The sequence below is a fragment of the Janthinobacterium sp. GL_088 genome (assembly GCF_057837845.1).
Map to the genome: position 1 here is coordinate 3,834,888 of NZ_CM174453.1, position 13,306 is coordinate 3,848,193.

A 13,306-nucleotide genomic window follows, 5' to 3' on the forward strand; every position below is an offset into this window, starting at 1 on the left:
GTGGAGAGTGCAAGCTTACTACAGGGCCTGGCGACGCAGCATCACCTTGCCATACGTGCTCCAGCTACGCGTGCCGCCAACTTCAGGATCGATAGCAAAACGACAACCCTGCACATAGGTAACAGCCGCCTCGACCTGTTCCGCTGGCAGGCCTGGCGCTTCGGCCACGATGCGTGCAGGGGCTCCTTCACTGCCGATAAACATGCGCAGCACTACGCCGCTGTCATTGCTGGCCGATTTGTCGAGGTTGTTATAGCCCTGGACGCGCTGGGAAGGCTGGCAGCTGCCGGGCACCAGCAAGGGACGCAAGAGCTCGGCATCGTCCAGGTCCCATACATATTGAACACTAAAATTTTCCTTGGCCGCTCTATCAGCAGGGAACACGCACTGCCGCACATTGCTCAGCGCCGCATCGTCCAGCACTTTCCACCCCGAACTGCGTGCCACGGATGCCGATGCCACCTTGCCATCCTGCCCCACGGAAAAGCGCATGGTCGTTTTACCTTCCAGTTCATACAGGCGCGCCTCGAGCGGATACACTTGCGGCGGACAGGTCGCGCCCGGCATCGCCTGGCCAATCCCGGGCAGGATGGCCAGCACCGCTGCAGCACAGCGTAATGGGAAGCTTGCTTCATGCATCGGCATCGTTACTCCAGCAATTGCTATTAAATAAGTTTTCGATTTTAGCAAATTGCCATGAACATCAGCAAACCGCTGGCCAAACGACGGCAGGCGCACCATCCTCGCCGGGTGGCGCGCCTGCCCATGCAAAACCTTGCTTGCCCGCTTATTTGGCCATCGCATCCTTGGCCATACCATCCTTTTTCATTTCATCCTTCTTCATGCCATCCTTTGCCATGCCATCCTTGGCCATGTGGTCCTTCTTCATGTGTTTCTTGGCCATCGGCTTTTTCATGCCGTCCTTGCCCATGCCGTCCTTGTGCATGGCATCGGCCGTGGCGTCCTTGGCCATCGGATCTTTTTTCATGGCGTCCTGGGCAAACGCGGCGCCCGACATGAAGATGGCGGAAGCGAGGATGGCGGCGAAGGTGGTGATCGTGGTTTTCATGATAAGTCCTTGTCTCAGTGTGGGATGGGCGAGATTGCCCGGTGATAAAGCTGTTGCTGTGCTACGGGTGCTGCTTGCTGCTAAATAACAGGAAGACCGGGAGGTGGTCAGGGCCAGGCGCATTGCCGCAGGCAATACGATTAGTACGACAAGGCAATGCAACGCCGCACTGGCCGGCTCCCCGGTCTTACTAGGAACCGCCAAACCAGTTGTAGCCCTGGTTCTCCCAGTACCCTCCCGGATACGTATTCGTCACGAAAATGGCCTGGATATGTTTCGGATTTTTGTAGCCCAGCTTGGTCGGCATGCGCAGTTTCATGGGGTAGCCATATTTGGGCGGCAATTCCTGGTCGTCGTACGTCAAGGCCATGATGGTTTGCGGATGCAGGGCCGTGGCCATGTCGATGCTCGTGAAATAATCGTCGGCACACTTGAAGCCGATGTATTTCGCCGTCGTGTCGGCGCCCACGCGCCGCAGGAAGTGGGCAAACGGCACGCCGCCCCACTTGCCGATCGCGCTCCAGCCTTCCACGCAAATGTGGCGCGTCACCTGCGTTTCCTGCGGCAGGGCGCGCAGCTGCGGCAAGGTCCACGACTTCTTGTCGGAGATCAAGCCGCTCAATTCCAGGCGCCACGCGTCGCCATCGACCTCTTCCACCTCATCCTCGCCGTAATAGGCGTTGAATGGAAATGGCCGCGTGATCATGGAATCGGGATACGTGGGCGCCAGTTTGTTCGGGTCAAAGAGCCAGCCTTGCACCCGGTCGTTCATGCGCGACACCGCCGTCAGGGCCGTCTCGATGGCGGACGGGTCGCTGGCGTTGCATCCCGTCAGCAAGGACAGGCCGCCCAGGGTCAAACTGCGCTGCAGGAACAGGCGCCGCGACGGCTGCTTGATCTGGCGCAAGGCGTCAGCCAGCATGGCCTGGCCATGCTCCGGCACGAGGATGGTTTTTTTCATGCTCATCTCCTTAACGTCCGCGCAGCATGGCGGCCAGGGTGCGCGGCACCAGCGCCACCATCAGCAAGTGCACGCCGACAAAGCCCGTCAGCAACGCCATGGCGATGAAGTGGACTCTGCGCGCGCTCTCGTAGCCGCCCATCAGCTCGCGCAAGAGGGGAAATTGCACGGACTTCCACAGCACCAGGCCGGACAGCACCAGCACGATGCAATCGAGCATGACGAACAGGTAGGCGGCGCGCTGCACCATGTTGTAATGGCGCGGGTCAGCATGGGCCAGCTTGCCCTTCAGCGCGGCGGCGAAATCGGCCAGCAGCAGGCGCGGCGAGAGGGGAAAGAACTGGCGCCGCAGCCGTCCCGAGACGATATTGATAATCAGATACAGCAAGCCATTGGCCACCAGCAGCCACATGGCGGCAAAATGCCATTGCAGCGCGCCGCCGAGCCAGCCGCCCAGGGTCAGCGCGCGCGGCAATTCGAACGGGAAAAACGGCGCCGCGTTATAGATGCGCCAGCCGCTGGTGGCCAGCACGACGACGGCCACGGCATTGAGCCAGTGCGTCAGGCGCAGCCAGGCGGGGTGGATCACGGCGTTGGAAACAGTCGGCGTAGACATCACAACACTCCTTTCGTGCATTGCGCCGTGCTGACGGCTTGCAGGATGGCGCTGCTGTCGGCCCGCTGCACGAAGGCCACCACTTGCAGCTGTTCCGGGCGCCAGCTGGCGGGCAGCTTGACTTCGCGGCGCAGCTGGGCACGGCCTTGCGCCAGCGCAACCGGCCCCAGCCACAGGCGCACGGCCGCATCGTGATGCAGGGTGGCGCCGCGGTTTTCGCCGCGCAGCACTTTCGAGACGATGGCGCTTTCGCTGATGGCCACATACAGCTGGCCGCCCGTCTGTGCGTCCGGTGCGCTGGCATCAGCTTCCAGCAACAGCTTGCCACCCGGCCCCGGCGTCGCGGACAGGCGGATAGCGACGGGCGCGGTGGTCGCATTGATGCGGCGGATGGCGGCCGGCAACTGCGTATCCCAGCTGCGCAATTCCGTTCCGCCCACAAAGAATTGGGGGGTGTAAGCCACGTGGCGCGGCTGGTGGCGCAGCAGCTCGGCCTGGCGCGCATCGAATTGCGCCTGCGCCAGCGGGTCCGTCCAGCCGATCTGGTCCCAGTACGTGACGTGCAAGGCCAGCGGCACGATCAGGCTGGCCGCGCCCGCTTCCTTGCGCAAGGCGTTCAGGCGCTGGTCGGCGGGCGGGCAGCTGGAGCAGCCTTCGCTGCTGTACAGTTCCACCAGCGCCGCCGTCTGCGGCCCGCTTTGCACGGCGCAGCGCTGGCCGGCCGCCATCTGCGCCATGGCCGGGGCGACCAAAGCCATGCTCAGAACGGGTAAAAGCAGTGTTGCAAGGCGGTGCTTGATGTCCATGGTCTTTACCCGGTATATTGAAATAAGAAACGTGAATTAAGAAACGTGCTTGCCTGTCAATTCGCCGCGATGGCCGGATTGGTTACAGCCACCCTCCATTATTTTTGAATTTATTTTTTTCAACGCCTGTCACCAAAGGCCTGCATGCAACGAATACCTGTAAGCGAGCAGTTGCATGGCACGGAACTGCGGCTGCATGGCTTGATGCTGCGCGGACTCGATGGCGATGCGGCGGCTTACCGCAATTTCTTGCAAGCCACCAGCGGCCATTTGCGCGCGTTCCTGCGGCGCCGCCTGCAGCGCTGGCCGGATGAGGTGGAAGACCTGGTACAGGAATGTTTGCTGGCCATCCACAACCAGCGCCTGACGTATGACACAGGCGTGCCGCTGACGTCGTGGATTCATGCGATCGCGCGCTATAAATTGATCGACTGGCTGCGCCGGCATGGACGGCGCGAGGCGCAGCACTTGCCGTATGACGAAGAAGATAGCGCGCAAGAACTATTTTCCAGCGCCGATGCCGAGGCGGCCGAAGCCAGCCGCGACCTGGGCAAGCTGCTGGCCACGTTGCCAGCGCAGCAGCGCGACGCCATCGTGCATACCAAGCTCGACGGCTGGTCCGTGCGCGACACGGCCGCCTCCATGCAGATTTCGGAAGCCAGCGTCAAGGTGGCCGTGCATCGCGGCTTGAAGACACTGGCAGCCAATTTACGAATAGAAGGAAGCGCACCATGAAAACCGATGATTTGATCGCCATGCTGGCCAGCGGCCCCGACGTGGCCGCCGCGCCGCCCCCGGGCGCCCGCTGGCGCGCCGCGTCCACTTTGGGTGCCGGGCTGCTGGCCAGCGTGGCGCTGATGGCCATGCTGCTGGGCGTGCGGCCCAATTTGGAACAGCTGGCCCTGCTGCCCGATTTCTGGATCAAGGTGGGCTTTGTCGTGTGCATCTGCCTGGCGGCCTGGCATGTCAGCCGCCGCCTGTGCGTGCCGGGCGCCGCTACCCGCACCCTGCCCCTGCTGCTCGCCATGCCCTTGCTGCTGATGTGGGCGCTGGGCGCCATCATCGTGCAGGAAGCGCCGCCCGAACAGCGGGCCGAGCTATTCTGGGGCGCCACCTGGCGCAGCTGCCCCTTGCTGATCGCCCTGCTGTCGCTGCCCATCCTGGCCGCCGTGCTGCGCCTGATGCGCCAGCTGGCGCCCACGCGCCTGCGGCTGGCCGGCGCGGCTGCCGGGTTTGCCGCCGGCGCCATGGCCGCGCTCGTGTATTGCCTGCACTGCCCCGAGCTGGCGGCCAGCTTCGTCGGTTTCTGGTACGTACTGGGCATGCTGGTGCCAACCGCCATCGGCGCGGCCATCGGGCCGAAAGTGCTGGCCTGGTAAGCCAAAGACATCTTTTTCGAAGCGGTGAATCCGTTCTCTCCCCCCGTGCGTACAAGTCAGGCAGCCTGCAGTTTCTTGGACTTGTCTGTCAACGCTAACAAAAATCGGGAGAATCGAAATGTCATTGTCACACTCGAAAACCGCACTGGGCGCCGCTATCCTGGGCAACCTTCTCGCCGTTTCCTTCACTTTGGCCATCGCGCCAGCCGCCTACGCTTCCAGCCACCGCGAAGCGCCGTTCATCACGCAAAACCCCAAGGTCGACGCCACCGACTTCTATATGTTCCGCAGCTATGAAGCGGGCCGCGGCGCCTACACCACCCTGGTAGCCGACTATATTCCCCTGCAAGACGCTTACGGCGGCCCGAACTATTTCGCCATGGACCCGAACGCCCTGTACGAAATCCATATCGACAACAACGGCGACGGCAAGGAAGACCTCACCTTCCAGTTCCGCTTCACCAACACCATCAAGGATGGCCAGTTCACCGTGGGCGGCAAGAAAGTCTCGATTCCGCTCGTCATCAACGGCGGCGCCATTGATTCCGTCAACCCGGCCGGCCTGAACGTGCGCGAAACCTACAGCGTGACGGTGGTGCGGGGCGACCGCCGCACGGGTACGCGCAGCAGCGTCACGAATGCCACGGGCGGCGGTACGACCTTCGACAAGCCCGTCGACAATATCGGCAACAAGGCCATCCCCAACTATGCCGCGTATGCCGCGCAGCATGTGTACGCCGTCAACATCCCCGGCTGCGCCACGCCCGCGCGCATGTTCGTCGGCCAGCGCAAGGACCCGTTCGTCGTGAACCTGGGCGAAACGTTCGACTTGATCAATATCAAGGCGCCTGCCACCGAGTTTGCCGCGAATGCGGAGTCCGCTGCCAAGGATGACCTGGCACGGAAAAACGTCACGGCCATCGAAATGGAAGTGCCGACCACTTGCCTGACGGCGGGCCTGGAGCCCGTCATCGGCGGCTGGACCACGGCCAGCCTGCGCCAGGGCCGCCTGCTGAACCCGGCGCCGGGCACGGCCACCGCGGCGGCGAAGGAAGGCGGCGCGTGGGTGCAAGTGTCGCGCCTGGGCATGCCTTTGGTAAATGAACTGGTCATCGGCCTGAAGGACAAGGACCGCTTCAACGCCAGCAGGCCCTCGGGCGACGCGCAATTTGCCGACTACGTCACCAACCCGACGGCGCCGGCGCTGGTGGAAGTGCTGTTCGGCTCGGCAGGCGCCAAGGCGCCCACCAACTTCCCCCGCAACGACCTGGTGGCCACCTTTTTGACGGGCATCAAGGGCGTGAACCAGCCCGTCACCGTGACGGCGTCCGAAATGCTGCGCCTGAACACCTCGATCGCGGCCACCAATGTGGGCGCACAGAACCGCCTCGGCGTCATCGGCGGCGATAACGCCGGCTTCCCGAACGGCCGCCGCCCCGGCGACGACGTGGTCGACGTGGTGCTGCGCGTGGCCATGGGCAAGCTGTGCACCCTGAACATCGGCTGCGCCCCGGCCGACGCACCCGCCGGCGCCCTGCACTTCACGGATGGCGCCTTCCTCGACGAAACGTCGTTCACGGCAGGTTTCCCCTACCTGAAAAATCCCGTGGCCGGTTCGCCGCAGCTGTAACCAGGAGAACGCGATGAAAAAGCTCTATGTATGCGGCGCCCTGGCGCTCACGGCCCTGCTGGCTGGCTGCGGTGGCGGTAGCAGCAGCCACGGCGGCGATAATGGCAACGGTGGCGTCAATCCACCGCCCGTGGTCCTGCTCGACGCCTTCTATGTGGCCGTCAGCAACGTCATCCTGACCACCAGCGATGACAAGGACGGCGTGGCCATCGACGCCATCATGGCGACGTCTCCGGAAAATACGGAGCCGGTTCCCCTGTAAGCCTCCGCGGGCGCCGGGAGGATATCCCCGGCGCCCTTGCTGCCCTACTCCACCGTCGATGGCGTCCACGATGAAAACACCGATTTCCCTGCTGTGCGCCTGCCTGCCCGTGCTGGCACTGGCTGCGCCCTACACGCCGAAAGACGGCAGCGCCGTCATCGAACAGCTGCCGCGCCGCGCGGACGCCACGCAGCTGGCCCTGCGCGGCCTGCGCCAGCAACTCGATACAACGCCGCAAGACCTGGCACTGGCGAGCAATCTGGCGCAGCGCTACATTGCCCTGGCCCGCAGCGAGACGGACCCGCGCTACCTGGGCTACGCGCAAGCGGCGCTGGCGCCTTGGTGGCGGCAAGCGGCGCCGCCCGTCCCCGTGCGCCTGCTGCGCGCCACCATCCTGCAAAGCACCCATCATTTCGGCCCCGCGCTGCAGGATCTCGATGCCGTCATCGCGCAGCAGCCGCAAAACGCCCAGGCCTGGCTGACGCGCGCCACCGTGCTCACCGTGCAGGGCGACTACGCCCAGGCGACAGCGGCCTGCGCCCGCCTGTCGGCCTTGACAACGCAACTGGTCACCGTCACCTGCCTTGCCAATATCGCCAGCGTCACGGGCCGCGCCGCCAGCAGCGAGCGTTTGCTGGACCTGACCTTGCAAAGAAGCGCCGGCGCGGCGCCCGAACTGGAAAACTGGGCCGCAACCCTGCTGGCGGAAATGGCCACGCGGCGCGGAGAATCAGCGCTGGCCGAAGCGCGCTACACCAGGGCGCTGGCGCAGCAGCCGCGCGACAGCTATCTGCTGGGCGCGTACGCGGATTTCCTGCTCGACCGCCAGCGCCCGCAGGAAGTCGTCAAACTGCTGAAAGAGCAGCAGCGCATCGACGCCCTGCTGCTGCGCTACGCGCTGGCCCTGCAAGCGCTGCCCGGCCAGCAGCCAGCCTTCCTGGCGGCGAAAGCGGAACTGGCGGCCCGCTTCAACGCCGCCATGCAGCGCGGCGATACCGTGCACCAACGCGAGCAAGCCCGTTTCGCCCTGTTTGTGCAACAGGATGTGCCGGCGGCCCTGCAACTGGCGCAGAAGAACTGGGTCATCCAGAAGGAAGTGCCCGACATGCGCATCTTGCTGGAAGCAGCGCTGGCCGCGCGCAATTACGGGGCGGCGCAAGCCGTGCTGGCCTGGATCGCCGCCAACGGCGTGGAAGACGTGGCCCTGCAACGGCTCGTCAGACAACTGGGGCCGCAGGATGGGCAGAAACTCAGTAGCGCAAAGAAAGCGGGTGCGCTATGAAACGCTGCCTGTTCATCCTGCTGCTGTGCGCCTGGCTGGCCCCCGCGCAAGCCCACAAGCCCAGCGACAGTTATGTGAGCCTGGCCGTGCACGGCCAGCAGATCGAGGGGCAATGGGATATCGCCCTGCGCGATCTCGATTTCGCCATCGGCCTCGATGGCAATGGCGACGGCGCGCTGACGTGGGATGAAATCCGCGCGCGCCACGACGCCATCGCCGCCTACGCCTTGCAGCGCCTGCAGGTGGCCAGCGACCAGGGCGTCTGCCCTTTGCAAGCCGTCGAGCAGCTGATCGACCACCATACGGACGGCGCCTACAGCGTGCTGCGCTTCCAGGCCAGCTGTCCCGGCGCTGCCCCGGCCAGTCTCGCCATCGGCTACACCCTGTTCGCCGACCTCGATCCGCAGCACAAGGGCTTGTTCAAGATTAATAGCGATGGTTCCACGCAAACGGCCATCTTCGACCCGGACAGCCCGCGCCAGACCATCTCGCTGGCCGCGCCCGACCGCCTTGCGCAGTTCGGTGCCTACGTGAAGCACGGCATCTGGCATATCTGGATCGGCTACGACCATATCCTGTTCCTGCTGTCCCTGCTGCTGCCGGCCGTGCTGCTGCCTGGGCTGCGCGAGCAGCAGCGCGGCTTGAAGGCGGCGTTCTATGACGTGTTGAAAGTCGTCACGGCTTTTACACTTGCCCATTCCATCACCTTGAGCCTGGCCAGCCTGTCTCTCATCTCGCTGCCATCACGCTGGGTGGAGTCGGCCATCGCCGCTTCCGTGATCCTGGCCGCGCTGAACAACCTGCTGCCGCTGTTCCGGGGAAAACGGCCCGTAGCCGCCTTCGCGTTTGGCCTGATCCACGGTTTCGGCTTTGCCAGCGTGCTGCGCGACCTGGGCTTGCCGCAGGGTTCATTGCTGGCCAGCCTGCTGGGCTTTAACCTGGGCGTGGAACTGGGCCAGCTGGCCATCGTCGCCGCCTTCCTGCCCCTCGCCTGGCTGCTGCGCAAGACGTGGCTGTACCGGCAAGTGCTGACCGTCGGCTCGCTGGCCATCGCGCTGGTGGCGTGCGTGTGGCTGGTGGAGCGGGTGGCCGATATCAAGCTGATTTCAGCCTGACAGCGTTGTTGGACAGCCACTGCCGGGCCACAAGTCCCGGCAATCGGGCTACAATACGAACAATTCTCAATCGCATCAAGGCCTGTCTGTCCTGTGGACCGTGGCATGGAAAGGTTGCATGCTACGCCCCGAACTGGAACTGCACCGGCAAATCGAAGTGCTCTATAGCGACCACCATGGCTGGCTGCAGGGCTGGCTGCGCCGCAAGCTGGGCAACGCCTTCGATGCGGCCGACCTGGCGCACGACACGTATCTGCGCATCATCTCGCGCGGCCGCGCCCCCGAACCCGACGAATCGCGCCAGCACCTGGCGCAGATCGCCAACGGCCTGGTGGTGGACCTGTTCCGCCGCCGGCATATCGAGTCAGCCTACGCGGACGCCATCGCCGCGCAACCGGAAGCGGCCGCGCCCACGCCGGAAATGCGCGCGCTGATCGTCGAGGCGCTGATGGAAATCGACGCCATCCTCGCCAGCCTGCCGCATAAAGTACGCGACGCCTTCTTGCTGTGCAAACTGGAAGGCATGGCCTACGCCGACATCGCCGCGCGCCTCGACGTTTCCGTCTCGTCGGTGGAAAAATACATCGCCCGCGCCTTGCTGGCTTGCTGCGCGGCGCAATTCGCATGAGCTCCCCGCTGGACAGCGCGCCCATCGCCCCCGCCGTGCTGCAGCGCGCCGCCGAGTGGATGGCGCGGCTGTGGGCGGAAGACGCCAGCGCGGCCGATGCCGACGCCTGCGCCGTCTGGCGCGCCGCCCACCCCGAGCACGAACGGGCCTGGGCCCGGCTGCAGCGCTTCGCCCGGCAATTCGATGCCCTGCCACGCGAAGTGGCGCGCGGCGCCCTGACACCAGCACCGCGCCATGCCATCGGCCGCCGGCGCGCCTTGCAGCTGCTGGGCCTGATCGCGGCGGGCGGCGGCACGGCCCTGCTGGCGCACGAAACGGGCTTGTGGCAGCGCGCCGCCAGTGACTACCGCACGATCGTTGGCGAGACGCGCGCCATCATGCTGGCCGACGGCACGCAAGTGGTGCTGGACACGGCCAGCGCCATTGACGTGGCATACAGCGCTGGCGAACGGCGTATCGTGCTGCGCGCCGGCGCCATCCTCGTCACCAGCGCGCATGAAGCGGCGCCCGTCTACCGCCCGCTGCTGGTGGCAACGCCGCACGGCACGGCCACGGCGCTGGGCACGCGCTTTAGCGTGCGCCTCGATGACGGCGAGAGCCGTGTCGCCGTGTTCCAGGGCACAGTCGCCCTGCAGCTATCGCAAGACAGCGCCGCGCCGGTACACCTGCAGGCGGGCCAGCGCGCCGGCTATACGCGCCATGCCGTGCAGGACATCGGCAAGGTGGAAGACAGCGCCGCCGCCTGGGCCGATGGCAGCCTGGTGGCCGAGCGCATGCCCCTGGGCGAGCTGCTGGCCGAACTGGGGCGCTACCGCCACGGCGTGCTGCGCTGCGACGCATCCATCGCCGGCCTGCGCGTGACGGGCGTGTATTCGCTGCGCGACACGGACCGCTCGCTGGCCAACCTGGCCGCCAGCCTGCCCGTGCAACTGCGCTACCGCACGCGCTACTGGGTCAGCGTGGGGCCGCGCCCCACCGCCTGAAAAATAAGTGAAAAAAAGTTGAGGGTTTTGGCTTTTCGTTCGGAATACGGGAAGAACCGATTTTTTCCTGCCACTTTCCAAGGATTTGCACCATGCCCCCTCGCCTGACCGCACCCGCGCACAAACTGCGTCCGTTTCCCCTCGCTGCCGCCATCCAGGCCCTGTTCCTGGCTGGCGCCGCCGTCGGAACCCTGGCCGTCACTGCCTCCGCCGCCCACGCCCAGACGGTCGACACTACGCAAGCCAAGCGCCCCTACGCGATCCCCGCCGGATCGCTGGAGCGGGCCCTGACCACGTTCGCCAGCGCGGCAGGCGTGGAACTGTCGGCCGATGCGGCCCTGTTGCAGGGCAAGCGCAGCGGCGGCCTGGCGGGCAGCTACACGGTGCGCCAGGGTTTCGAGGAACTGCTGCGCGGCCAGGGCGTGCGCGTGGTGGCGGGCGCCAACGGCGCGTATGCGCTGCGGGCGGAGATTGCACCTGCACTGGCAGGCGCACAGGCGGCACCGGCGCTGGCCAGCGCCACCCTGCCCGCCATCACCATCAATGCCACGGCTGAACGCGAAACGGCGACGGGCCCCGTGCGCGGCTACGTGGCGCGGCGCGCCGGCTCGGCCACCAAGACGGATACGGCGCTCAATGAAAACCCGCAATCCGTGTCCGTCGTCACGGCTGATGAAATCAGCGACCGCAATGCCGAATCGCTCGACGAAACCCTGCGCTACACGGCCGGCGTGACGCCGAACCAGCGCCCGCTGGGCAGCGACGATTCCTCGCTGCTGCGCGGCTTTACCATCGAGACGAACGGCATCCTGCAGGATGGCTTGCGCAATTCGGGCCGCACCTTTGGCGCCTCGATCGAACCGTATGGCCTGGAACGCCTGGAAGTGCTGCGCGGCCCCGCGTCCGTGCTGTACGGGCAGATTCCGCCGGGCGGCATGGTCAACGCCGTCAGCAAGCGTCCCAGCGCGGACGCCGTGCGCGAAGTGGGGATGGAGTACGGCAGCTACCAGCGCCGCCAGCTGAAAGCCGATGTGGGCGGCACCATCGACGCGCCAGGCGCCTGGACTTACCGGGTCGTCATGCTGGGCCGCGAAGCCCATACGCGGCTGGACCGCGACCGCGACAACCGCCTGTACTTCGCCCCCTCGCTGACGTGGCAGGCAGGCCCCGCCACGCGTCTGACCCTGCTGGCCCGCTACGAGCAGGACAACCAGCAATACGCGTTTCCCAACCAGCTGCTGCAACCGGGTCCGCGCGGCCAGGTCGATCCGAGCGTGAACCTGATGGGCGACGATAACCGCTTCAAGCGCCGCAACACCATGCTGGGCTACGAGTTCGAACACACGCTCAACGATACGTGGTCGCTGCGCCAGAACCTGCGCTACACGCGCCTGAAGAACGACCGCACGGACATGTTCCCCGGTGGCTTGAATGACGATGGCACGGTGGAGCGCTATTTCATGCCCGTCGATACGGCATCAAAAAGCCTGTTCGCCGATACGCAGCTGCAGGCGCGCTTTGCCACGGGCGGCCTGGCGCACCAAGTGCTGCTGGGCGTCGACTACGCGAATATCCGCAACACGGACGACTACCGCCACCAGAAGGGTTTTATCGAGCCGATTGACCTGCACCTGCCCGCGTATGGCAAGCAGCCCCTGGTTCCGGCCAAGGCGCCGACGCGCGCTGAAGCGCCGTCGCGCCAGCTGGGCCTGTATGCGCAGGATCAATTGAAATGGGACCGCTGGGTCGTCACGGCGGGCCTGCGCCGCGATAAGGCGACACAATCGCGCGACGTCACCGACCTCCATAGCGGCGCCGTCAAACCGGACTTCCACCAGTCGCCATCGGCCACCACGGGCCGCGTGGGCGCCGTCTACCTGTTCGATGGCGGCTGGGCGCCGTACGTCAGCTACGCCACCTCGTTCTCGCCCGAACTGGGCATCACGGCCAACGGCGACGCCTTGAAACCGTCGCGCGGCAAGCAGTTCGAAGCGGGCGTGCGCTACGAACCCGTGGGCCAGCGCGCCAGCTACACGGCCGCCGTGTTCGACCTGGTGCGCGACAACGTCACCACCTCCGACATCGGCAACCCGGGCCGCCTGCAGCAAACGGGCAAAGTCGGCTCGCGCGGCGTGGAACTGGAAGCGCGCACGGAGTTCGCCAGCCGTCTGAGCCTGATCGCGCAATACACCTACCTCGATACGGAGGTCACAAAGAGCAATAACGGCGACCTGGGCTTGCAGCAAGCAGGCGCGCCGCGCCACAGCGCCTCGGCGTGGGCGCGCCAGTCGTTCAACCTGGGCACGGCCTTGCCCGCGTACGCGGCACTGGGCATGCGTTTTCTTGGCGCCATGCGCTCGAACTCCGATGGCGAGAACCTGAACATCCGCAATGGCGGCCTGACGCAATGGGATGCGGCGCTGGGCGTGTCGCGCGGGCCGTGGCAGTTCGCCCTCAACGTGAACAATGTGCTGAACAAGCAGACCCTGTATGACTGCGGCTACCTGCCCAACCTGTGCTACCGCAATGCAGAACGCACGGCCAACGTCAGCGCGATGTACAGGTTCTGATGCCA

The 13,306-nt window shown here is 65.4% G+C and carries 14 protein-coding genes; 9 read left to right on the forward strand and 5 right to left on the reverse strand.

Annotation, left to right across the window (positions count from 1 at the left end; all coding sequences use genetic code 11):
- Window positions 1-18: 18 nt before the first annotated feature.
- The 5 genes from AC3IQ7_RS17290 to AC3IQ7_RS17310 form a co-directional block, all read right to left on the reverse strand.
- Window positions 19-645, reverse strand: a complete 627-nt coding sequence (locus AC3IQ7_RS17290; RefSeq protein WP_489206790.1) for an energy transducer TonB — start codon at window positions 643-645, stop codon at window positions 19-21.
- Between the two features lie 142 nt (window positions 646-787).
- Window positions 788-1,069: a pentapeptide MXKDX repeat protein gene (locus AC3IQ7_RS17295; RefSeq protein WP_489206791.1), complete on the reverse strand. Its 282-nt coding sequence runs from the start codon at window positions 1,067-1,069 to the stop codon at window positions 788-790.
- 190 nt (window positions 1,070-1,259) lie between these two features.
- Window positions 1,260-2,036, reverse strand: coding sequence for a molybdopterin-dependent oxidoreductase (locus tag AC3IQ7_RS17300; protein ID WP_489206792.1), 777 nt, complete (start codon window positions 2,034-2,036; stop codon window positions 1,260-1,262).
- 4 nt (window positions 2,037-2,040) lie between these two features.
- Window positions 2,041-2,646 carry a cytochrome b/b6 domain-containing protein gene (locus AC3IQ7_RS17305; protein ID WP_489206793.1) on the reverse strand — a complete coding sequence of 202 codons (606 nt, stop codon included), beginning with the start codon at window positions 2,644-2,646 and terminating at the stop codon, window positions 2,041-2,043.
- Window positions 2,646-3,404, reverse strand: coding sequence for a DUF1223 domain-containing protein (locus AC3IQ7_RS17310; protein ID WP_489206794.1), 759 nt, complete (start codon window positions 3,402-3,404; stop codon window positions 2,646-2,648). Before AC3IQ7_RS17310 ends, AC3IQ7_RS17305 begins: the two co-directional genes overlap by 1 nt.
- Before the next feature lie 192 nt (window positions 3,405-3,596).
- On the opposite strand from AC3IQ7_RS17310, the gene AC3IQ7_RS17315 reads away from it, so the two are divergent.
- From AC3IQ7_RS17315 to AC3IQ7_RS17355, 9 genes are all read left to right on the forward strand, one after another.
- Entirely contained in the window at window positions 3,597-4,187 is a 591-nt protein-coding gene (locus AC3IQ7_RS17315; protein ID WP_489206795.1) for a sigma-70 family RNA polymerase sigma factor, read from the forward strand.
- A complete protein-coding gene (locus AC3IQ7_RS17320; protein ID WP_489206796.1) occupies window positions 4,184-4,831 on the forward strand; it encodes an NrsF family protein in 648 nt (215 codons plus the stop codon). The genes AC3IQ7_RS17315 and AC3IQ7_RS17320 overlap by 4 nt, the downstream gene beginning before the upstream one ends.
- Before the next feature lie 118 nt (window positions 4,832-4,949).
- Entirely contained in the window at window positions 4,950-6,461 is a 1,512-nt protein-coding gene (locus AC3IQ7_RS17325; RefSeq protein WP_489206797.1) for a DUF4331 domain-containing protein, read from the forward strand.
- A gap of 13 nt (window positions 6,462-6,474) precedes the next feature.
- Complete coding sequence (locus tag AC3IQ7_RS17330) at window positions 6,475-6,723, forward strand: hypothetical protein (RefSeq protein WP_489206798.1); 249 nt, start codon at window positions 6,475-6,477, stop codon at window positions 6,721-6,723.
- Between the two features lie 70 nt (window positions 6,724-6,793).
- On the forward strand, window positions 6,794-8,005 hold the full coding sequence (locus AC3IQ7_RS17335) for a tetratricopeptide repeat protein (protein WP_489206799.1): 1,212 nt from the start codon (window positions 6,794-6,796) through the stop codon (window positions 8,003-8,005).
- Window positions 8,002-9,120, forward strand: coding sequence for a HupE/UreJ family protein (locus AC3IQ7_RS17340; protein WP_489206800.1), 1,119 nt, complete (start codon window positions 8,002-8,004; stop codon window positions 9,118-9,120). The genes AC3IQ7_RS17335 and AC3IQ7_RS17340 overlap by 4 nt, the downstream gene beginning before the upstream one ends.
- A gap of 118 nt (window positions 9,121-9,238) precedes the next feature.
- Window positions 9,239-9,748 carry a sigma-70 family RNA polymerase sigma factor gene (locus tag AC3IQ7_RS17345; protein WP_489206801.1) on the forward strand — a complete coding sequence of 170 codons (510 nt, stop codon included), beginning with the start codon at window positions 9,239-9,241 and terminating at the stop codon, window positions 9,746-9,748.
- On the forward strand, window positions 9,745-10,731 hold the full coding sequence (locus AC3IQ7_RS17350) for a FecR domain-containing protein (protein WP_489206802.1): 987 nt from the start codon (window positions 9,745-9,747) through the stop codon (window positions 10,729-10,731). The genes AC3IQ7_RS17345 and AC3IQ7_RS17350 overlap by 4 nt, the downstream gene beginning before the upstream one ends.
- 92 nt (window positions 10,732-10,823) lie before the next feature.
- Entirely contained in the window at window positions 10,824-13,301 is a 2,478-nt protein-coding gene (locus AC3IQ7_RS17355) for a TonB-dependent siderophore receptor (RefSeq protein WP_489206803.1), read from the forward strand.
- The last annotated feature ends 5 nt before the right edge of the window (window positions 13,302-13,306 follow it).

Excerpts from the sequence above, each read along its gene's own strand:
- AC3IQ7_RS17290 (WP_489206790.1), bottom strand. The coding sequence starts at position 645 with ATGCCGATGCATGAAGCAAGCTTCCCATTACGCTGTGCTGCAGCGGTG.
- AC3IQ7_RS17295 (WP_489206791.1), bottom strand. The coding sequence starts at position 1,069 with ATGAAAACCACGATCACCACCTTCGCCGCCATCCTCGCTTCCGCCATC.
- AC3IQ7_RS17300 (WP_489206792.1), bottom strand. The coding sequence starts at position 2,036 with ATGAGCATGAAAAAAACCATCCTCGTGCCGGAGCATGGCCAGGCCATG.
- AC3IQ7_RS17305 (WP_489206793.1), bottom strand. The coding sequence starts at position 2,646 with ATGTCTACGCCGACTGTTTCCAACGCCGTGATCCACCCCGCCTGGCTG.
- AC3IQ7_RS17310 (WP_489206794.1), bottom strand. The coding sequence starts at position 3,404 with ATGGCTTTGGTCGCCCCGGCCATGGCGCAGATGGCGGCCGGCCAGCGC.
- AC3IQ7_RS17315 (WP_489206795.1), top strand. The coding sequence starts at position 3,597 with ATGCAACGAATACCTGTAAGCGAGCAGTTGCATGGCACGGAACTGCGG.
- AC3IQ7_RS17320 (WP_489206796.1), top strand. The coding sequence starts at position 4,184 with ATGAAAACCGATGATTTGATCGCCATGCTGGCCAGCGGCCCCGACGTG.
- AC3IQ7_RS17325 (WP_489206797.1), top strand. The coding sequence starts at position 4,950 with ATGTCATTGTCACACTCGAAAACCGCACTGGGCGCCGCTATCCTGGGC.
- AC3IQ7_RS17330 (WP_489206798.1), top strand. The coding sequence starts at position 6,475 with ATGAAAAAGCTCTATGTATGCGGCGCCCTGGCGCTCACGGCCCTGCTG.
- AC3IQ7_RS17335 (WP_489206799.1), top strand. The coding sequence starts at position 6,794 with ATGAAAACACCGATTTCCCTGCTGTGCGCCTGCCTGCCCGTGCTGGCA.
- AC3IQ7_RS17340 (WP_489206800.1), top strand. The coding sequence starts at position 8,002 with ATGAAACGCTGCCTGTTCATCCTGCTGCTGTGCGCCTGGCTGGCCCCC.
- AC3IQ7_RS17345 (WP_489206801.1), top strand. The coding sequence starts at position 9,239 with ATGCTACGCCCCGAACTGGAACTGCACCGGCAAATCGAAGTGCTCTAT.
- AC3IQ7_RS17350 (WP_489206802.1), top strand. The coding sequence starts at position 9,745 with ATGAGCTCCCCGCTGGACAGCGCGCCCATCGCCCCCGCCGTGCTGCAG.
- AC3IQ7_RS17355 (WP_489206803.1), top strand. The coding sequence starts at position 10,824 with ATGCCCCCTCGCCTGACCGCACCCGCGCACAAACTGCGTCCGTTTCCC.